Origin of the sequence: Gracilibacillus sp. D59, assembly GCF_052246695.1 — a bacterium.
Classification (GTDB): domain Bacteria; phylum Bacillota; class Bacilli; order Bacillales; family Amphibacillaceae; genus Gracilibacillus.
On record NZ_JBQQCK010000005.1, the window covers coordinates 281367 to 300589 of the forward strand.

Annotated in this window: 19 protein-coding genes; 9 read left to right on the forward strand and 10 right to left on the reverse strand. The window is 37.1% G+C overall.

From position 1 onward, the window contains the following. Positions 1 to 21: 21 nt before the first annotated feature. The 6 genes from ilvC to ACTWP4_RS11425 all read left to right on the forward strand — a co-directional run bounded on the left by ilvC (position 22) and on the right by ACTWP4_RS11425 (position 6726). On the forward strand, positions 22 to 1053 hold the full coding sequence (gene ilvC / locus ACTWP4_RS11400; protein ID WP_443128884.1) for a ketol-acid reductoisomerase: 1032 nt from the start codon (positions 22 to 24) through the stop codon (positions 1051 to 1053). Then, positions 1040 to 2563, forward strand: coding sequence for a 2-isopropylmalate synthase (locus tag ACTWP4_RS11405; RefSeq protein WP_443128885.1), 1524 nt, complete (start codon positions 1040 to 1042; stop codon positions 2561 to 2563). The genes ilvC and ACTWP4_RS11405 overlap by 14 nt, the downstream gene beginning before the upstream one ends. Positions 2564 to 2587: 24 nt before the next feature. Then, positions 2588 to 3655, forward strand: a complete 1068-nt coding sequence (gene leuB, locus ACTWP4_RS11410) for a 3-isopropylmalate dehydrogenase (RefSeq protein ID WP_443128886.1) — start codon at positions 2588 to 2590, stop codon at positions 3653 to 3655. Between the two features lie 184 nt (positions 3656 to 3839). Continuing rightward, complete coding sequence (gene leuC, locus ACTWP4_RS11415) at positions 3840 to 5258, forward strand: 3-isopropylmalate dehydratase large subunit (RefSeq protein WP_443128887.1); 1419 nt, start codon at positions 3840 to 3842, stop codon at positions 5256 to 5258. A gap of 24 nt (positions 5259 to 5282) precedes the next feature. Next, a complete protein-coding gene (gene leuD / locus ACTWP4_RS11420) occupies positions 5283 to 5867 on the forward strand; it encodes a 3-isopropylmalate dehydratase small subunit (protein WP_443128888.1) in 585 nt (194 codons plus the stop codon). A 160-nt stretch (positions 5868 to 6027) separates the two neighbouring features. Then, entirely contained in the window at positions 6028 to 6726 is a 699-nt protein-coding gene (locus ACTWP4_RS11425; RefSeq protein ID WP_443128889.1) for a TraR/DksA C4-type zinc finger protein, read from the forward strand. Positions 6727 to 6776: 50 nt separating this feature from the next. On the opposite strand, the gene ACTWP4_RS11430 is transcribed toward ACTWP4_RS11425, so the two are convergent. From ACTWP4_RS11430 to ACTWP4_RS11475, 10 genes are all read right to left on the reverse strand, one after another. Next, positions 6777 to 7403, reverse strand: coding sequence for a DUF421 domain-containing protein (locus ACTWP4_RS11430; protein WP_443128890.1), 627 nt, complete (start codon positions 7401 to 7403; stop codon positions 6777 to 6779). A gap of 156 nt (positions 7404 to 7559) precedes the next feature. Then, positions 7560 to 7730, reverse strand: a complete 171-nt coding sequence (locus ACTWP4_RS11435) for a CPBP family glutamic-type intramembrane protease (protein ID WP_443128891.1) — start codon at positions 7728 to 7730, stop codon at positions 7560 to 7562. 413 nt (positions 7731 to 8143) lie between these two features. After that, complete coding sequence (locus tag ACTWP4_RS11440; RefSeq protein ID WP_443128892.1) at positions 8144 to 8299, reverse strand: hypothetical protein; 156 nt, start codon at positions 8297 to 8299, stop codon at positions 8144 to 8146. A gap of 307 nt (positions 8300 to 8606) precedes the next feature. After that, positions 8607 to 9272 carry a deoxyribose-phosphate aldolase gene (deoC, locus tag ACTWP4_RS11445; protein WP_443128893.1) on the reverse strand — a complete coding sequence of 222 codons (666 nt, stop codon included), beginning with the start codon at positions 9270 to 9272 and terminating at the stop codon, positions 8607 to 8609. Between the two features lie 19 nt (positions 9273 to 9291). Then, positions 9292 to 9693 (reverse strand): cytidine deaminase, encoded by a 402-nt coding sequence (locus tag ACTWP4_RS11450; RefSeq protein ID WP_443128894.1) that lies wholly within the window; start codon positions 9691 to 9693, stop codon positions 9292 to 9294. Positions 9694 to 9714: 21 nt separating this feature from the next. Next, positions 9715 to 10527, reverse strand: a complete 813-nt coding sequence (locus tag ACTWP4_RS11455; RefSeq protein WP_443128895.1) for a purine-nucleoside phosphorylase — start codon at positions 10525 to 10527, stop codon at positions 9715 to 9717. 15 nt (positions 10528 to 10542) lie between these two features. Further along, positions 10543 to 11721, reverse strand: coding sequence for a phosphopentomutase (gene deoB / locus ACTWP4_RS11460; RefSeq protein ID WP_443128896.1), 1179 nt, complete (start codon positions 11719 to 11721; stop codon positions 10543 to 10545). 27 nt (positions 11722 to 11748) lie between these two features. Next, positions 11749 to 11913 (reverse strand): XapX domain-containing protein, encoded by a 165-nt coding sequence (locus ACTWP4_RS11465; protein ID WP_443128897.1) that lies wholly within the window; start codon positions 11911 to 11913, stop codon positions 11749 to 11751. Between the two features lie 184 nt (positions 11914 to 12097). Continuing rightward, a complete protein-coding gene (locus ACTWP4_RS11470) occupies positions 12098 to 13399 on the reverse strand; it encodes a pyrimidine-nucleoside phosphorylase (protein ID WP_443128898.1) in 1302 nt (433 codons plus the stop codon). Between the two features lie 210 nt (positions 13400 to 13609). Further along, the gene (locus ACTWP4_RS11475) at positions 13610 to 14335 is read right to left on the reverse strand and encodes a GntR family transcriptional regulator (RefSeq protein WP_443128899.1); all 726 of its coding nucleotides are present in this window, start codon (positions 14333 to 14335) and stop codon (positions 13610 to 13612) included. Positions 14336 to 14556: 221 nt separating this feature from the next. On the opposite strand from ACTWP4_RS11475, the gene htpG reads away from it, so the two are divergent. The 3 genes from htpG (at position 14557) to ACTWP4_RS11490 (ending at position 18706) form a co-directional block, all read left to right on the forward strand. Then, on the forward strand, positions 14557 to 16437 hold the full coding sequence (gene htpG, locus ACTWP4_RS11480; protein WP_443128900.1) for a molecular chaperone HtpG: 1881 nt from the start codon (positions 14557 to 14559) through the stop codon (positions 16435 to 16437). Between the two features lie 137 nt (positions 16438 to 16574). Next, positions 16575 to 18509, forward strand: a complete 1935-nt coding sequence (locus ACTWP4_RS11485) for an aconitate hydratase (RefSeq protein ID WP_443128901.1) — start codon at positions 16575 to 16577, stop codon at positions 18507 to 18509. A gap of 20 nt (positions 18510 to 18529) precedes the next feature. Beyond that, a complete protein-coding gene (locus ACTWP4_RS11490) occupies positions 18530 to 18706 on the forward strand; it encodes a hypothetical protein (protein ID WP_443128902.1) in 177 nt (58 codons plus the stop codon). The last annotated feature ends 517 nt before the right edge of the window (positions 18707 to 19223 follow it).

Genomic DNA, 19223 nt, shown 5'->3' on the forward strand with positions numbered 1-19223 from the left:
TTTGAGAGGATGTAGTTTTTTATGACTAAAGTACTTTACAACAACAATATTAACGAAGAGGTATTACAATCTAAAAAAATCGCAATTATCGGTTATGGTTCTCAAGGGCATGCACATGCATTAAACCTGAAAGAAAGTGGTTTTGATGTAGTAGTAGGTCTTCGTAAAGGTCGATCTTGGGATAAAGCTGTAGAAGATGGTGTAGATGTAAAATCTGTAGCAGAAGCATCTAAAGAAGCAGATGTCATTATGATCCTTCTTCCTGATGAATATCAGCCATCCATTTATAAAGATGCAATTGAACCAAACTTAGAAGCTGGAAATGCTCTTGTATTCGCTCATGGATTTAATATTCACTTTAATCAAATCGTACCTCCAACAGATGTAGATGTATTCCTTGTAGCACCTAAAGGACCTGGTCACTTAGTACGCAGAACTTATGAAGAAGGTGCTGGTGTACCTGCGCTTTACGGTATTTTCCAAGATGCAACAGGTCAAGCAACAGATGTTGCCCTTGCTTATGCGAAAGGGATCGGTGCTGGCCGTGCTGGTATCCTTGAAACTAGTTTCCAAGAAGAAACAGAAACAGATCTTTTCGGTGAGCAAGCTGTACTTTGCGGTGGTACTTCTGCTCTTGTCAAAGCAGGTTTTGAAACACTTGTAGAAGCCGGATATCAACCTGAAGTTGCTTATTTCGAGTGTTTACACGAATTAAAACTCATCGTTGACTTGTTATATGAAGGTGGACTAGAGAACATGCGCCACTCTATTTCTGATACGGCTGAATGGGGTGACTTCATGTCAGGTCCACGCATTGTTGACGAAGATACAAAAGCACGTATGAAAGATGTACTATCCGATATCCAAACAGGTAAATTTGCACAAGGATGGATTCTGGAAAATCAAGCTAACCGTCCTCGTTATGCAGCTATTAAGAAAGCAGAAAGTGAACACCAAATTGAAAAGGTAGGTAGAGAACTGCGTGAATTAATGCCATTTGTTAAGCAAAAGGCAATTAATAAAAAGGAAGTGGTCTCTAATGACTCAAATTAAGATTTTTGATACGACACTACGTGATGGGGAACAATCGCCTGGTGTCAATCTAAATCAACTAGAAAAATTAGAGCTTGCTAAACAATTAGAACGCTTTGGGGTAGATATAATGGAAGCAGGATTTCCTGCTTCCTCCAAAGGTGATTTTGAAGCAGTGAAAAAAATCGCTGAAACGGTGAAGAACGTATCCGTAGCCGGTCTAGCTCGTGCAGTTAAATCCGATATCGATGCATGTCGTGATGCTTTAAAAAATGCAGCTGATCCCAGGCTTCACGTTTTTATCGCTACCTCCCCTATTCATATGGAATATAAATTAAAGAAAACTCCCGAAGAAGTTATAGAAACAGCTGTTGAGATGGTCGAATACGGTAAGCAATTTTTTGATCATGTCGAATGGTCTGCAGAAGATGCCTCTCGCACAGACTTAAATTTCCTGGCAAAAATTATTGAGAAAGTAATTGATGCTGGAGCAACCGTTATTAACCTACCTGATACAGTTGGCTACACGATGCCGCGAGAATATGGTGCTATGTTTAAATATATTAAAGAAAATGTACCGAATATTGATAAAGTCGATCTTTCCTGTCACTGTCATGATGACTTAGGAATGGCTTTAGCTAACTCTGTTGCCGCAGTGGAAAATGGTGCTACTCAAGTCGAAGGTACGATTAACGGTATAGGAGAACGTGCAGGAAATGCATCTTTAGAAGAATTTGCCGTAGCATTGAAAATTCGCAATGATTATTATCCTTATTATACTAATTTAGTTTTAAATGAAATTAAACGCACTAGTGACATGGTAAGTAAATTCACTGGTATGACGGTGCCTGGAAACAAGGCTGTTGTTGGTCGTAATGCTTTTGCACATGAATCGGGTATCCATCAAGATGGTGTATTAAAGAATGCTCAAACATATGAAATTATAACACCAGAATTAGTTGGTGTTCATTCTAACAACCTTGTATTAGGTAAGCATTCTGGTCGTCATGCTTTTACAGATAAAATTAAACAGCTCGGCTATGACCTACCAGAAGGTAAGGTAAAAGAAGCATTTAAAGCATTTAAATTATTAACTGACCGAAAAAAAGAAGTCACGGATGATGATTTATTTGCGATCCTTACCGACATTCAAACAGATACTTCGAATGTGAAACGTTATAAACTGGAAAACTTCCAAGTACAATATGGATCCAATGATCAGCCTAGTGCAACGGTATCACTGACTACTCCTACTAATGAAAAAGTAGAAGATACAAGTACAGGATCAGGAAGTGTTGAAGCACTTTATAATACATTAGATCAAATTATTTCGGAAGAAACACACCTTACTGATTTTCAACTAAATTCAATCGGTCAAGGACGTGATGCACTTGCAGAAGTTCATGTCAGCTTAACCGTCGATGGAAAGACAGTAAGTGGACGCGGTTCCGCACAAGATGTATTAGAAGCGGCTGTTCAGGCATATCTAAACGGTGTAAACCGAGCTATTTATCAAAAAAAAGCAATATAAGTCGGTATGTAGGAGGTCAATGAATTGACAGGTAAAATTGTACTGCTTCCGGGTGATGGAATTGGAGCAGAAGTTATCTATGCTGCCAAAGACGTCCTAGAAGCAATCACCAAAAAATATAACAAACCTTTTGAATTTTCTTCATACGACATCGGTGGAGTTGCCATTGATAATCATGGTACCCCCCTTCCCGATGAAACGGTTGAAGCTTGTAAAAATGCAGATGCTGTTTTATTAGGCGCTGTCGGTGGTCCTAAGTGGGATAATAATCCTTCTGACTTAAGACCTGAACGTGGTTTACTAGGCATTCGCAAAGCACTTGATTTATATGCGAACCTTCGTCCCGTTAAAGGCTTTAAGAAACTATTGCATGCATCTCCATTAAAGGGAGATATTATACAAGGCAGTGATTTATTAATTGTCCGCGAACTGACAGGTGGTCTATACTTTGGCCAACCAAGTGAACGCCTTGATAATGGAAATGCTGTTGTTGATACATTATCCTACACAAGAAAAGAGATGGAACGTATTATCGATAAAGCCTTTCAAAGTGCGGAGTTACGCAATAAACACCTCACTTCCGTAGATAAAGCAAACGTATTAGAATCTAGTAAACTATGGAGAGAAATAGTTGAAGAGAAAAAGGCAGAATATCCAAATGTCACTGTCGATCATGTGTTAGTCGATGCTGCGGCAATGAAACTAATTACAAACCCAACACAATTTGATGTCATTGTTACAGAGAATATGTTTGGTGATATTTTAAGTGATGAAGCTTCTGTTCTAACTGGATCACTCGGGATGCTCCCTTCTGCCAGCCTTGCAGAAGATGGTGTTGGTTTATATGAACCTGCACATGGCTCTGCACCAGATATCGCTGGTAAAGGTATTGCCAATCCAATTGCAATGATCCTCTCTGCTGCTATGATGCTCCGTTATTCTTTTGATATGAATGAAGAAGCACAAGCAATAGAAGATGCAGTAGAAGAAGTAGTAAATCAAAACTATCACACCGCAGATTTAAATAATGACAACGGAAAACTAGTCAACACAACCGAAATGACACAATTAATCGTTGACGCAATCCAATAATAAGACGGAAAACTTCGGCGTACCTATTCCAAATAGATAAACGCCGATCTTTTTCTAAATGAACCACTACTTTTCAGTAAATGGATAAATATCCATAAAGTATATATCTTTCAGCTCTTACAATATGAGCAACGCCGTTTTAAGTTGATTTGCAAAATCATTATTAACGTAAGGAGTGAAACAGATGAGAAAACCAAAGACAATCGTTGAGAAGATTTGGGATAAGCACGTCGTTCATCATGAAGAAGGAAAACCGGATCTTTTATATATTGACTTACATTTAGTTCATGAGGTTACTTCCCCTCAAGCATTTGAAGGACTTAGAATTAATAATAGAAAAGTACGTCGTCCAGATCGTACCTTTGCAACTATGGATCACAATGTACCTACGATCCACCGTAATGTAATCAAAGATGAAGTATCCAAAACACAAATGGAGACATTAAAAACAAACTGTGATGAGTTTGGAGTACCTTTGGCAGATATCCATCATCCAGATCAAGGTATCGTACACGTAATCGGACCAGAATTAGGTTTAACACAACCAGGTAAAACCATTGTTTGTGGTGACAGCCACACCTCTACTCACGGGGCTTTCGGTGCATTAGCATTCGGTATTGGTACTAGCGAGGTGGAACACGTATTAGCTACTCAAACAATCTGGCAACAAAAACCTAAGACTCTGAATGTAAAAGTCAACGGCAAATTAGGTACAGGAGTAACCGCTAAAGACTTAATCTTAGCAATTATCGGAAAATTCGGTGTGAAATTCGGTACTGGATATGTTATCGAATATACAGGAGAAGCAATCCAAGACTTATCAATGGAAGGTCGTATGACGGTATGTAACATGTCAATCGAAGCAGGTGCTCGGGCAGGTTTAATCAGTCCAGATGAGACAACAGTTGAATTTTTACGTGGAAAACGTCATGTGCCTGAGGGCGAAGCATTTGATGAGCTTGCAAAGGAATGGAAAGCACTAGCGACAGATCAAGGCGCTGTGTATGATGAACAAGTCGAAATCGATGCAAACGAAATTGAACCACAGGTTACCTGGGGAACAAACCCTGGTATGTGTATTCCAGTTAGTGCAGATGTACCAACTGTTGAAGATGCGAATAATGATAGTGACCGCGAGGAAATTAAGCGCGCCTTAGAATACATGGGACTTAAAGGTGGCGAACCTATCTCTTCTGTAGAAATTGAGCATGTGTTCATCGGATCTTGTACCAACTCTCGCCTTGCAGACTTACGCAGAGCATCTGAAATTGTCAAAGGATATCAAGTTAATCCTAATGTTACTGCTATTGTTGTACCTGGTTCTCACAGTGTCAAAACCCAGGCAGAAAAAGAAGGCCTTGATGTCATCTTTAAAGATGCTGGATTTGAATGGCGTGATGCTGGTTGCAGTATGTGTCTAGCAATGAACGATGACGTGGTACCAGAAGGAGAACGATGTGCTTCTACTTCTAACCGTAACTTTGAAGGTCGTCAAGGAACTGGAGCTCGTACACACTTAGTGAGTCCGGAAATGGCTGCAGCCGCCGCAATTAAAGGCCATTTTGTAGATGTACGTCATTTAGGTGTCCCAACACCAAGCTAAAATTATAAAGGGGGTTACAAGAAAATGGAACCAATACGTAAGCATGAAGGGCTTGTCTACCCTTTAAATAGAGCAAATGTTGATACAGATCAAATTATTCCTAAGCAATTTTTAAAAAGAATATCCCGCCAAGGCTTTGGACAATTCGTTTTCTATAACTGGCGTTTTGATTCAAAAGGTGAATTACGTGAAGATTTCTCTTTAAATCAGCCGAAATATGAAGGAACATCTATCTTAGTAGCTGGTGAAAACTTCGGTTGCGGGTCTTCACGAGAACACGCTCCATGGGCGTTACAAGATTATGGATTTAGAGTAATTATTGCTCCAAGCTATGCTGATATTTTTTATAATAATTGTACGAAAAATGGTATTCTTCCTGTAAAATTAACCAACGAAGAAGTCCAGACATTAATTAAAAATGCAGAAGGTGATCAATACCATCTAACCGTTGACCTTGAAACAAAAAAAGTGTTTGACAATCAAGGTTTTGAAGCTTCTTTTGATTTAGATAATTACAAAAGAGAAATGCTTTTAAACGGTTGGGATGAAATCGCAGTTACCTTAACACATGCTGATAAAATTTCCGAATTTGAAGAAGCACATGGTTAAAATGATCGCTGATTTCCTTACTATAAGGAAGTCAGCTTTTTTGTGACTACATTTTATATACTCTCCTCTCTCCTTTCCTTTATCCATTTAATTTTCCAAAATCATCTTTAGTGGGATAGCAAGTTTCGGACATACTAACAGGTATAAGGAGGTGTGAAATTTGCTACATCCCATTGACTTACAACAATGCAAACAAGAATTATTAGAGCGACAAATAATAATAAAACAGCATCTAAAAGATCATTTCGGCTTAGAACAAGCTCTCAATAAAGAATCCGTTTCAGAATTATCCAATTACGATAACCATCCAGCTGATACAGGCTCAGAATTATTTGAACGAGAAAAAGACATTGCCCTCAATGAGCACGAGGAAAAAGAATTAAAGGATATCGAACAGGCATTACAAGCAATCGAAAAAGGAACCTATGGAAAATGTGAGATCTGTCATAAAGAGATACCTGCTGAACGTATCATGGTAATGCCCACCACTACTCGATGTATAACACACGCTGAACATGCTATAGATAAACAACGACCAATAGAAGAAGACATTCTTCACTCAAATATCGATGAACAAGAATTAGAAGGTGACGATCATACGATGTTTGATGGTGAAGACGCTTGGCAAAGCGTTGAACAATATGGTTCTTCCGATGGTCCTTCTGACTTTTATGACACAGAAAAAGACTATGATGATATGTACTACAATTCTGAAGAACAAGTCGGAAGTGTTGAAGAACTGGAAGGATTTTTATTAGCTGGAATGGATGGAAAATATATTGGCGTCAATGAAGCACATGAGAAATATGAAGATTATTTAGATGAAAATGATATCAAGTCTATTTTATATGATGATTAAAATTTGCGTAGGACCACCAATTGATACAGGTTGGTCCTACAATAATCTTTTTATTCTAAATGTTTTGGTGGAGGAGTTGGATGTTTCTTCTTCGCCACCTCCTGAAATATATCACCTTGTTCTGTTGAATTTGGTGTATAATTTTCATTATTCTTTTGCAAAGCATTTATGGCCGTTTGAAGTTGCTTTAATTGATTATTAACTTGTTGAAAATCACCTTTTGTCATTGGCTGGGCATCAGATTTTAACATAAAACCTAACCGTCCATTCGGTTCTATTGTTGCCCATTCAACATCACTGATTTTAGCTACATTTTGTTGACGTAATAACATTTCCAATAAATCTACAGATATTCGATGTTTCTTTAAATTTTTCTCAATAAGTTGTCCTTGTTCAATTAATATCGTTGATTTTCCTGTAATGAAACTTTCAAATTTATCAAATTTAAGTTGAAAATACTCCATTGCAATCAATGTAAGAATCAAAATGGCACCGACTCCAAATGTTACCCATATATTCTTACCAGATACCGGCTGAATAAGTAACGAACCAATCCCTATCATCAGGACTGTTTGTGCTAATGACATTTGTGATATCGACTTTCTGCCAGCTACACGAAGGAGTAGTGTTCCAATTACAATGATTAATATAGCTTTCCAAATCCAATCAAATTCCATAAGGTAACATCCTTTCACTGTAGCAACTAAGGATAAATACGTCCTTTCTACTCATTTTCTAGGATGGCTTATGAATGGTGAATTATGTATCTTTTACAAATTAAGTAATGTTAAATGGAGAGTATAGCCCTGAACCAACTCAACTTTTCCTTATTCTTATATAATATCTAAGAATGCTAACATTCCTGTGATTGCATATAAGTTCCAAATAATATGAAGCATCATTGGCACTAGTAATGATTTTGTAAGACGGTATAACACAACAAAAATCATCCCCATAATTGTTGCAGATAATATATGTCCAGGATGTAATGCACCGAAAATCAAGGACGAGACAATAAAACCAAGTAAAAAATGATATTTAACATCTATACTAATCCTCTAAACATAATTTCTTCTTTAATCGGTGTTAATAATGTAAAGGCAATGTAGAACAATAAAAGATTAAACCAATGGTCTGACAAGCCTTCTAACCCAAAAGTTTCTATTTGGCTTCCCCCCCTTCTTCCAATTTAAACACATCGAGAAAGAGAAATTGAATCAAATAATTGAAAATGAATGCTAGTAAAAGAAATAAATATGTTTTTCCTTTCTTTAATGGTTTCAAAGAAAATGCTGATTTAAGAAAGTATCTTACCTTTTTAAATAATAAAATTGCAATCAATATTCCCACAGCATCAAGGATTAACGTGTAATGACTTTGCATCAATAAATTTGTGTAATCCCCTTCCATTCTTCCATCAAGCCCTGACAGCCCCTATTCCTACTATGAAACCTAATACAAGTACAAAACCAAGGTAAGATAAGAAAAATCCGACTATCCCACCCCAGCCAAATTTAAGATTTTCTTGATGAGGATCTCTTTCAGTTTCTTTGTTAAGAGCGATTTCTTCCATTTTAACTTCCCCTTTTAAACACTTTATTTATTTTTACGAGTAAAGTCCTTATAAAGTTTCAGCTTTTGATTTCTGTTTTTGGAAGAATCTTTGAACTAGTAGTCATTATGAAATATATCAACCGTATGACCACCACTCCGATTTCCTTGGCATTCATAATACACAACATCACTAGTCAACGATATCTTTATTTATGACTCATTTTAAACGGGAATAGGATACCAAAATGCTGTGATACCAATGGTTATATACTTTCCTTCCTTATTAAAAAAAGATACAGCACTGAATTATGCTGTATCCTCTAGTCTTAATAGTCACTATTACTGTCTTCACCTTTGACAATTGAAACACTTGCACTTGCTCCGATTCGGGAAGCACCTGCCTTGATCATTGCCTCAGCTGTTTCTAAATCACGTACACCACCGGAAGCCTTTACTCCTATATTTGGTCCGACAGTTTTACGCATTAATGCAATATCATCTGCTGTAGCTCCTCCAGTCGAGAAACCTGTTGATGTCTTAACATAGTCAGCACCAGCATTAACTGCTAATTGACAAGCTGTTTCTTTTTCTTCATCTGTAAGTAAACATGTTTCGATAATAACTTTCACTAAAGCTTTACCTGCTGCAGCTTGCACAACAGCCTCAATATCTGATTGTACTAGCTCATGGTTACCATCTTTTAAGGCAGCAACATTAATTACCATATCTACTTCGGTTGCACCTTTTTCCACTGTATATTTTGCTTCATAAGCTTTCACTGAGGAAGTTGTTGCTCCTAAAGGGAAACCAATAACTGTACAAACTGCAACATCTGTACCTTTAAGCAATTCTGCTGCATAACTTACCCATGTTGGATTTACACAAACAGAAAAGAAGCCGTGTTCACTTGCTTCTTCACAGAGAGTTTCAATTTGTTGTTTCGTAGTATCTGGTTTTAGTGCGGTATGATCAATTTTACTAGCTAAGCTCATTGTTATTCATCCTCCTTATTTATTTGGCATTGGACATATCATCAGCAATAAATGCACCTGGTAATAAATCTTTCACTGTCGTTTCCTGTACATTTCCTTGAAGGTTGGTTAAAAGCACTTTCATAGTTGGATCACAAAGCTCTGCTAATACCTGTCGACATGCTCCACATGGTGAAACAGGGCGATCTGTGTCTGCAACAACTGCCATCATCTCGAAGTTCTTTGATCCTGTAGCATATGCGTGAAATAATGCTGTTCTTTCTCCGCAATTACACATGGAGTAAGCAGCATTTTCGATATTACAACCATGAAAAATATTACCTTTATCATCTAATAATGCTGCACCTACTTTAAATTTGGAATAGGGTACATATGCTTTTTCTCGCGCTTTTTTTGCTTCTTCAATTAATTGTTTTTCCATCACTGTTCCTCCTCCTTTATGTTAGCCAATATCTTGTATCAGCTGTTTAACAAATTGTAAAAAGGATTCTCGAACTTTCTCTGTCGTTTCGATTACTTCATCATGTGTTAACGGTTGGTCTAAAATTCCTGCTGCCATGTTCGATATGCAAGAAATACCAACACATTTGATACCGGCATGACGAGCAACGGTTACTTCAGGTACCGTCGACATTCCCACAGCATCTCCACCAATTGTTTCAAGCATACGGATCTCTGCAGGTGTTTCATAGCTTGGACCTGTATTCCAAACATAAACACCTTCTTTTAATGTAATATTCAGTTTCTCTGCCGCTTGTTTCGCTATTTGTTGTAATTGACGGTCATAAGCAGTTGACATGTCTGGGAATCGGACGCCATGCTCACTGATATTTTCGCCAATTAATGGATTTTGTCCGGTATTGTTAATATGATCAGAAATTAACATTAAGTCTCCTGGCTCTAAAGAGCGGTTGACACCACCTGCAGCATTGGTTACTAATAATTTATCAATGCCTAATTCTTTCATAACACGGACTGGAAAAGTTACCGCATCTAATCCATACCCTTCATAATAGTGAAAACGACCTTGCATCGCGATAACATCTACACCTTGAAGATTTCCGATTACCAATTGACCTGCGTGCCCTTCTACCGTTGATACCGGAAATCCCGGAATTTCTTCATATTTAATTTTAGTTGGATTCTCTATTTCATCTGCAAGCATGCCTAAACCTGATCCTAAAATCAACCCGATTTTAGGTTGGGTTTTAATTTTGTCCTTTAAATAAGTAGTTGCATCTGCTAACTGGTTCATTTAAACAGCCTCCTCTTAATCAATCTCTTTTAGAAAACTTTTCCCGTTTGATGGTAATGTTACACCAAAATTGTCTGCAATGGTAGCACCAATGTCGGCAAATGTATTTCTTAATTCTAATTGTTTACCATTTGTAATTTGATTATGATGAACTAGAAGTGGTACATATTCTCGTGTATGATCTGTACCATGATGTACAGGGTCATTACCGTGATCGGCTGTAATGATGAACAGATCATCCTCTTGTAATTTATCAAGCATTTCTGGTAAACGTTGATCAAATGCTTGCAATGCTTCGCCATAGCCCTTTGGATCACGGCGATGTCCATACTTAGCATCAAAATCAACAAGGTTAAGGAAATTCAATCCGTGAAAGTCTTTGTCCATTGATTGAATAAATTTCTCCATACCATCATCATTATCTTTCGTACGAATTGCTTCTGTTACACCTTCTCCATCATAAATATCAGATATTTTCCCTAGTGCAATCACATCGTAATCGGCATCCGCTAAATCGTTCATTACAGTTCTTCCAAAAGGCTTTAAAGCATAATCATGACGGTTAGATGTACGCTCGAAAGCACCTGGCTTACCGATAAATGGACGGGCAATGACACGACCGACCATATATTTTTCATTTTTCGTTAAATCACGAGCAATCTCACAAATTTTATATTGTTCTTTAATTGGAATAACCTCTTCATGTGCTGCAATTTGCAGAACAGAGTCAGCTGACGTGTAAACAATTAGATCTCCCGTTTTCATATGCTCTTCGCCAAGCTCTTCAATAATCGCAGTCCCGGAAGCTGGTTTATTACCGATAATATTTCGTCCTGTCTTCTCTTCTAGTTGTTGTATTAAATCATCTGGAAATCCATCTGGGAAAGTTTGAAAAGGCTGTTCAATATGTAAACCCATGATTTCCCAGTGTCCTGTCATCGTATCCTTCCCATTTGATGCCTCTTGCATTTTCGTGTAATGTGCTTTCGGTTTCTCTGCTTTTTCAATCCCTTTTATCTCTCGAATATTACTCAACCCTAATTTTCCAATATTAGGCATATGTAAACCATTCATATGCTCTGCAATGTGACCTAATGTATCTGCACCTTTATCATTGAAGTGAGCTGCATCCGGTGCTTCTCCTATCCCAACCGAATCTAATACAATTAAAAATACACGTTTAAATGATTTCAAAAGATACTCTTCCTTTCTATGACTTTTTTAGACCAAAGTTTTGATCCAATCGGCAATCTGTCCACCGAAATAAACACCAAAAATCCCTACTATTCCTGCCAGAACGGGCGGTGCTGGTAATGGTAATTTCATGAATTTAAAGACAATACCAATAATAATTCCGGCAAGTAAACTTAGTATAATTTCTTTCAAATTGTTTCACTCCTTTATTTTATACTTTTTGAAGTAGGATGTCCAACCTCTACAGACCGTATAGACCTCTTACTTTTTGTAAAAGGTCTACTATTTTATCACGGGGCTAATCGTCCGTAAAACCCACACTTCAAGGTTCGAGTAAATCAAAGAAGCTAAGTACCCAACTGATGGAAGTCACACTTTATTGAATAATATCATAAATTAATTTATTTTCAGTTATTTTTTCAGGATTGATTGTGTAGGCTTGGTTAATCTTTTCTGCAACTTCTGTAATGTCTTCCTGATTACTATATACTTTAACCAGGGTGTCACCTTCTGATACTTGATCACCAATTTTTTTCTGTAATACTACACCAACAGCTAAGTCGATCTCTGATTCTTTTGTTAAACGTCCGGCACCAAGCATGCTGGCAGCAATTCCAATTTCATCTGCTACTATTTCATTAACCATTCCAGATTGTGTTGCTTTGACATCCAACACATACTTAGCTTGTGGCAGTTTACTTGAATCATCTACAACAGACGGATCGCCGCCCTGCGATTCCACAAATGTTTTGAATTTCTCAATTGCTTTTCCTGAATGAATAGCATCCTTTAATTTTTCTCTGGCTTCTTCAATCGAATTTGCTTGTTTTGCTAAATACACCATTTGACTTCCAAGTGTTAAGCATAATTCATATAAATCTTCAGGTCCGTTCCCTCTCAAGGTATCAATTGCTTCTTTAATTTCAAGAGCATTACCAACAGCGTATCCTAAAGGCTGATTCATGTCCGTAATAACTGCAATCGTTTCACGCCCTGCACCGTTTCCAATATCAACCATCGCTTTAGCAAGTTCTTTCGCATCGTCCAGATTTTTCATAAATGCACCAGAACCAGTTTTGACATCAAGTACAATCGCATCTGCACCAGAAGCAATTTTCTTACTCATGATCGAGCTGGCAATTAAAGGAATCGAATTAACAGTAGCTGTTACATCGCGTAACCCATATAGTTTTTTATCTGCTGGTGTTAGGTTACCACTTTGCCCAACAACTGCTACCTTTTGATCATTGACAAGTTTATTAAATGTTTCTGCAGTTAATTCTACTTGAAATCCTTTAATTGATTCTAGCTTGTCAATTGTTCCACCGGTATGCCCTAAACCTCTTCCTGACATTTTAGCAACCGGAACTCCTACTGACGCTACTAGTGGCGCTAAGATTAGTGTAGTGGTATCGCCTACTCCTCCGGTTGAATGTTTATCAACTTTAATACCTTCAATATCTGATAAATCAACTTGGTCACCAGATTCGACCATTGCTATCGTTAGGTTAACACGTTCTTCCGTTGTCATACCTTGAAAATAGAGTGCCATGGCCATTGCCGACATTTGATAATCTGGAATTTCTTCTTTTGTATACCCTTCTATCATAAAATCGATTTCATTTTTTGTTAATGCGTTACCTTCTCGTTTTTTTGCGATTAAATCGACCATTCTCATTGTAATGTCTCCCCTTCAAAATAAAATAGGTGTACAAAATATATGTAAGTTCTGTTCTTACTTGTTCAAATTGATAGGACGTCCAACAACCAATTGTTAATAAAAAGAATCCTGCTCAAATGGGATTCAATTTTCATTATATAGGTAAGACGTCCAACACGTCAATAAGTATTTTACAACATAAAAACCATCTTTATCAGATGGCTTTATTTAAAATATTCGTTTTCGTATAACACTGAAGCTAACCTGATCAGCTCGGAAAAAGTTTAATGAATACAATATCGGGTTGTCATCTGTGTCAAAATGAGTCTGTTTTAAAATTAAAAGAGGCTGATTTGGTTCTGCTGCTAATATATCCGATATTTCTTGATGATAACCGATTGTCTTTATTTCAGCCTTTGCATAGCTAATCAAAATACCCTTTTTCTCCTGGAAAGAATGTAACATTGACTCTTCTTCAAAATGGTAGTCCTCTCCTATTAAAGAAACAGGGACTTTGTCAATACAATAAACAAGTGGTTCCTCATCAGCCGTTCTTACACGTTTTACTAAATAAACTCGTTCATCATCATGCAAGTTTAACTCTTGTTTATCTTCACTGACTGCATCTGCTATACCTTGAAAAAGTAAATTAGTTCCGGGTTCCTTACCTTCTCTTTTTATAAAATCAGTTATACTGAATAATTCCTCTATTCCTCCAGAAAAAGCCGGTTTTTTATTAACAAAAGTCCCTATACCGTGCTTGCGAACAATAATATTCTCTTCTTCTAAAATCCGAAGCGCTTCTCTTAAGGTATTCCTTGAAACATTCAATTGTTTGGCAAACTCCATCTCTGATGGTAATCGCTCGCCTGGCTCTAACTCGCCATCACTTATTTTTGTTTTAATCTGTTCAATTACATGAACATAGCGTGGCGTTTGATAATCAAAAGCCATCTTGACTTCCCCCCTTTATTTCCGAACAACCATAAGTACATCATATCACAACTAATGAAAAAAATACCGTCACTTTTTTAAAATAAGCGATTGTAAGTAATAAGTCAAACCTCTTTTACGCTTGACACTGTAGGGGTTTTGTGATAATTATAATGTGTTAGCACTCACTAAACAAGAGTGCTAAAATACATAAATGATTCGATATAAGGAGGAGAATAATAATGGAAAAAAAGCAATTTCAGGCTGAATCGAAACGTTTGCTTGAAATGATGGTTCATTCCATCTATTCACAAAAAGAAATCTTTTTACGTGAACTTATTTCTAATTCAAGTGATGCGATCGATAAAATCTACTATAAAGCTTTAACAGATGACAGTATTTCTTTTAACAAAGATGATTACTTTATTCGAATTGAATCGGATAAAGATAATCGTACGTTAACTGTAAAAGATACTGGTATTGGGATGACAAAAGAAGAATTAGAAGAAAACTTAGGTACAATTGCCAAAAGTGGTTCTCTTGCTTTTAAAAATGAAGTAGAAATGAAAGACGGACAGGAAATCATTGGTCAATTCGGTGTCGGCTTCTATTCCTCTTTTATGGTAGCAGACAAGGTAACCGTATTTACTCGTTCACTTCATAGTGACGAAGGCTACAAATGGGAATCTGATGGTGAAGAAGGATATACAATTGAACCTTACGACAAACAAGATGTTGGAACAGAAATTATCATTCATCTCAAAGAAAATGCAGAAGAAGAAAACTACGATGAATACCTTGAAGAATATAAATTGAAATCGATCATTAAAAAATATTCTGACTTTATCCGCTATCCTATAAAAATGGAAGTTACAGAACAAAAACCGAAAGAGGATAATGAAGAAGAATTAGTAGATGTCATAGAAGATCAGACTATTAACAGCATGGTACCAATCTGGCGCAAAAATAAACAAGAACTGAGTGACGAAGATTACGAAAGCTTTTATCAGGAGAAACATTTCGGATTTGATAAGCCTTTAAGTCATCTTCACATCAGTGTTGATGGTATGGTCAGATTCCAATCGATTCTTTATATCCCTGAACAATTACCTTTTAACTATTACTCACAAGATTTTGAAAAAGGATTAGAGCTTTATTCCAATGGTGTACTCATCATGGATAAGTGTGCCGACCTTGTACCAGATCATTTCAGCTTTGTTCGTGGAATTGTCGATTCGGAAGATCTTTCATTGAACATTTCCAGAGAGATTTTGCAACAAGATCGTCAAGTGAAATTGATAGCGAAAAACATTGAGAAAAAAGTTAAGAACCACTTACAAAGCATGTTGAAAAACGATCGTGAAAAATACGAGAAATTTTACGATGCTTTTGGTCGTCAGATTAAATACGGTGTTTATTCTGACTTCGGTGCTAATAAAGATAAATTAAAAGATTTATTACTATTTTATTCTTCTAGCGAACAAAAACTTGTTTCCCTAAAAGAATATGTAGAGCGTATGCCAGAAGATCAAGAACATATTTATTATGCGACTGGTGAATCACATGATCGTATTGAGAAATTACCACAAACAGAATTAGTGAAGGATAAAGGATATGAAATTCTTTATTTCACTGATGAAGTAGATGAATTTGCCATTAAAATGTTGATGAATTATGATGACAAAGAATTCAAAAATGTATCAAGTGGTGACCTTGATTTAGAAGATGAAGAAACCAAAAAAGAAGCAGAAAAACAAAAAGAAGAACATAAAGAATTGTTAGATGAAATGAAAGAAATTCTGGGCAATAAAGTGAAAGATGTCAAACTTTCTACTCGTTTAAAAACTCACCCTGTTTGTTTATCTGCTGAAGGTGATGTTTCGATTGAAATGGAAAAAGTTCTAAAACAAATGCCTGACAATCAGAACATCGAAGCAACTAAAGTATTGGAAATCAACAATAAACATGACATTTTCCAAGCATTAGTAAAAGCTCATGGATCAGACAAAGAAAAAGTAAAATTATATACCAACATTTTATATAACCAAGCATTACTTATCGAAGGTCTTCCTATCGAAGATCCCGTAGCCTTAACAAACGATATGTGTAAAGTAATGGTGTAAAATGCCAAAGCAGGAGGAAACTTATTCCTCCTGCTTTTTTGTCATAAAATGAAGTTTATAAACCATTAAAATGTGTAATATTAACTGTAAGGTACATTCTAAATATGTCGGATTAAAAGTCTAGGAGGACAAATAAGATGAAACAAAATGTCGCTCAAAAATTAATTAGTAAACATATGATCTCCGGGGAAATGCAACCTGGTAAAGAAATTGGTCTAAAGATTGACCAAACTTTAACCCAAGATGCAACAGGTACAATGGTAATGCTGGAGCTGGAAGCTATGGGAATAGATCGAGTTAAAACAGAAGCATCTGCACAATACGTTGACCATAACTTAATTCAAGAGGATTTCCGAAATGCAGATGACCACCTTTTTTTACGAAGTGCAGCACGCAAATTCGGTATCTATTACAGTCGACCTGGCAATGGTGTAAGTCACCCTGTTCACATGCAACAGCTTGCCAAACCGGGAAAGACATTACTGGGCTCTGATAGTCATACATGTGCAAATGGTTGTATGGGAATGCTTGCCATGGGCGCAGGTGGTATTGATGTTGCGATGGCAATGGCTGGAGAACCCTATTACGTAAAAATGCCAAAAGTGATGGGTGTAAAATTATCAGGGAAACTACCAGAATGGGTTAGTGCTAAAGATGTCATTCTTGAAATGTTACGCCGCCACGGTGTCAAAGGAGGCGTTGGTAAAATCATTGAGTATTATGGACCCGGTGTAAAAAACTTATCTGCAATGGATCGACATGTTATTGCTAATATGGGAGCTGAACTTGGAGCAACAGCTACAGTCTTTCCATCAGATAAAGAAATCAAGGACTTTTTAAAACAGCAGGGTCGAGAAGATGATTGGATTGAGCTAAAGGCTGACCGTGGTGCAAAATATGATGAAGAAGAAAATATTGACCTTTCGAAGCTAGAACCTTTAATAGCTAAGCCGTCAAGTCCAGGCAATGTCGTTCCTGTCTCAGAAATAGCAGGAGAAACGATATACCAATCCTATATCGGGTCATCAGCAAACCCAGGATATCGTGATTTTGCCATTGCAAGCGAAATAGTAAAAGGTAAACAAATTGCAGCTGGTATTTCCTTTGATATTAACCCTACATCACGGCAATTATTAGAGCAACTTGTTGAAAATGGCCATATAGCCAACCTTCTATCAGCAGGTGCACGAATGCATCAAGCTGGATGTAATGGTTGTATTGGAATGGGGCAAGCACCTGCAACTGGACGAAATAGTTTACGAACTACTCCACGGAACTTCCCAGGCAGATCAGGCACACGAGAAGATAGTGTTTTCTTATGCAGCCCGGAAACAGCGGCAGCTTCTGCTCTTACTGGTAAAATTACTGACCCTAGAACATTAGATATGAAATATCCAAGAATCCAAGAACCGAAAAAATTCACAACAGAAGGAATGTTGGAAGCACCAGCGCAAAATTCAGAAGTGGAATTAGAAAAAGGACCGAATATTACGACAATCCCGGATTTTGAGCCAATTAAAAATAACTTTGATTTACCTATTTTACTTAAAATGACTGACAATATTTCAACTGATGAGATCTTAGCTGGTGGATCTAGAGTATTACCTTATCGCAGTAATATTCAAAAAATCAGTACTTTTGCCTTCGAAATTGTCGATGATAACTATTATGAAAACGCAATGAAAAAACGTGATAATGGTGGGCATGCGATTGTTGCTGGTGTGAACTATGGTCAAGGATCAAGCCGCGAACATGCTGCACTAGCACCAAGGTATCTTGGCTTAAAAGTAGTACTGGTAAAGGATTTTGCACGGATTCACTTACAAAACTTAATTAATTTTGGGATTCTCCCGTTAACATTTGTTAATGAAACAGACTATGATTCTCTGTCACAGGATGACATTTTGGAATTCCGTGATATACATGAAACCATCCAGGTTACAGACACATTTGACATTAAGGTGAAAGGTACGGATCGTACTATTCCAGTACGACATGACTTAACCAAACGTCATATCGATATTATTCTACAAGGTGGTATTATCAACTGGATTAAGCAAAAACAAAAATAATAAAGAAAGGAAGTATAACAATGGGTTCACAACATATGAATTGTAAAGCTTGCGAAGGCACAGGGTTGTTGATGGATGATGAGGAGTGGCGTTATACTTGCTCCATATGCCATGGTGATGGTTTTATTTCACGCTATGAATCGAAAGAAAACTCCGATTTAATTGATGTTGACATCAATAACCGGACAATTGAATAAACAAATATCTACTTAACTGTAGCAGCTGGAATCCTAACAGTCTATAGGATTCTAGCTGCTCTTATATTGAACAATACAAAACGAATGCAAGATCCGGAGCCTGCATCTCATTAAAGTCGTTAATTTTTATTTACGACTCTGGGGGTGCTTTTTCCTCTGTCTCATTTAATTAGGTCTCTTCAGACCACCCGGTCCTTTTAGCAGTTGTTCATACATATGGGGATAGTACGCAATAAATGTATAATGATGAATCAGAGTAGTCATTTTGAAAGGAATAATAGGCTTTACATCCGCTCCGACTTGCCCACTTCGCTCGTATGATATAGGTAACCTTATTTTAAGGTATCCCCATGAAATTGTATAATGGGGGGGGAATCAGATGGAGGTATTGTTACTTCGCTTGAAGCTTAGTCTTCGTCGGAAAGTCTGATGCCTCCTTCTTTATAGAATGATTCGTATCAGCTGGATGACACAGACGTTGTCGAATATCGAACGAGCATGAATATCTATAAAGATG

Excerpts from the sequence above, each read along its gene's own strand:
- ilvC (WP_443128884.1), top strand. The coding sequence starts at position 22 with ATGACTAAAGTACTTTACAACAACAATATTAACGAAGAGGTATTACAA.
- ACTWP4_RS11405 (WP_443128885.1), top strand. The coding sequence starts at position 1,040 with ATGACTCAAATTAAGATTTTTGATACGACACTACGTGATGGGGAACAA.
- leuC (WP_443128887.1), top strand. The coding sequence starts at position 3,840 with ATGAGAAAACCAAAGACAATCGTTGAGAAGATTTGGGATAAGCACGTC.
- leuD (WP_443128888.1), top strand. The coding sequence starts at position 5,283 with ATGGAACCAATACGTAAGCATGAAGGGCTTGTCTACCCTTTAAATAGA.
- ACTWP4_RS11430 (WP_443128890.1), bottom strand. The coding sequence starts at position 7,403 with ATGGAATTTGATTGGATTTGGAAAGCTATATTAATCATTGTAATTGGA.
- ACTWP4_RS11440 (WP_443128892.1), bottom strand. The coding sequence starts at position 8,299 with ATGGAAGAAATCGCTCTTAACAAAGAAACTGAAAGAGATCCTCATCAA.
- deoC (WP_443128893.1), bottom strand. The coding sequence starts at position 9,272 with ATGAGCTTAGCTAGTAAAATTGATCATACCGCACTAAAACCAGATACT.
- ACTWP4_RS11450 (WP_443128894.1), bottom strand. The coding sequence starts at position 9,693 with ATGGAAAAACAATTAATTGAAGAAGCAAAAAAAGCGCGAGAAAAAGCA.
- ACTWP4_RS11455 (WP_443128895.1), bottom strand. The coding sequence starts at position 10,527 with ATGAACCAGTTAGCAGATGCAACTACTTATTTAAAGGACAAAATTAAA.
- ACTWP4_RS11470 (WP_443128898.1), bottom strand. The coding sequence starts at position 13,399 with ATGAGAATGGTCGATTTAATCGCAAAAAAACGAGAAGGTAACGCATTA.
- ACTWP4_RS11475 (WP_443128899.1), bottom strand. The coding sequence starts at position 14,335 with ATGGCTTTTGATTATCAAACGCCACGCTATGTTCATGTAATTGAACAG.
- htpG (WP_443128900.1), top strand. The coding sequence starts at position 14,557 with ATGGAAAAAAAGCAATTTCAGGCTGAATCGAAACGTTTGCTTGAAATG.
- ACTWP4_RS11485 (WP_443128901.1), top strand. The coding sequence starts at position 16,575 with ATGAAACAAAATGTCGCTCAAAAATTAATTAGTAAACATATGATCTCC.
- ACTWP4_RS11490 (WP_443128902.1), top strand. The coding sequence starts at position 18,530 with ATGGGTTCACAACATATGAATTGTAAAGCTTGCGAAGGCACAGGGTTG.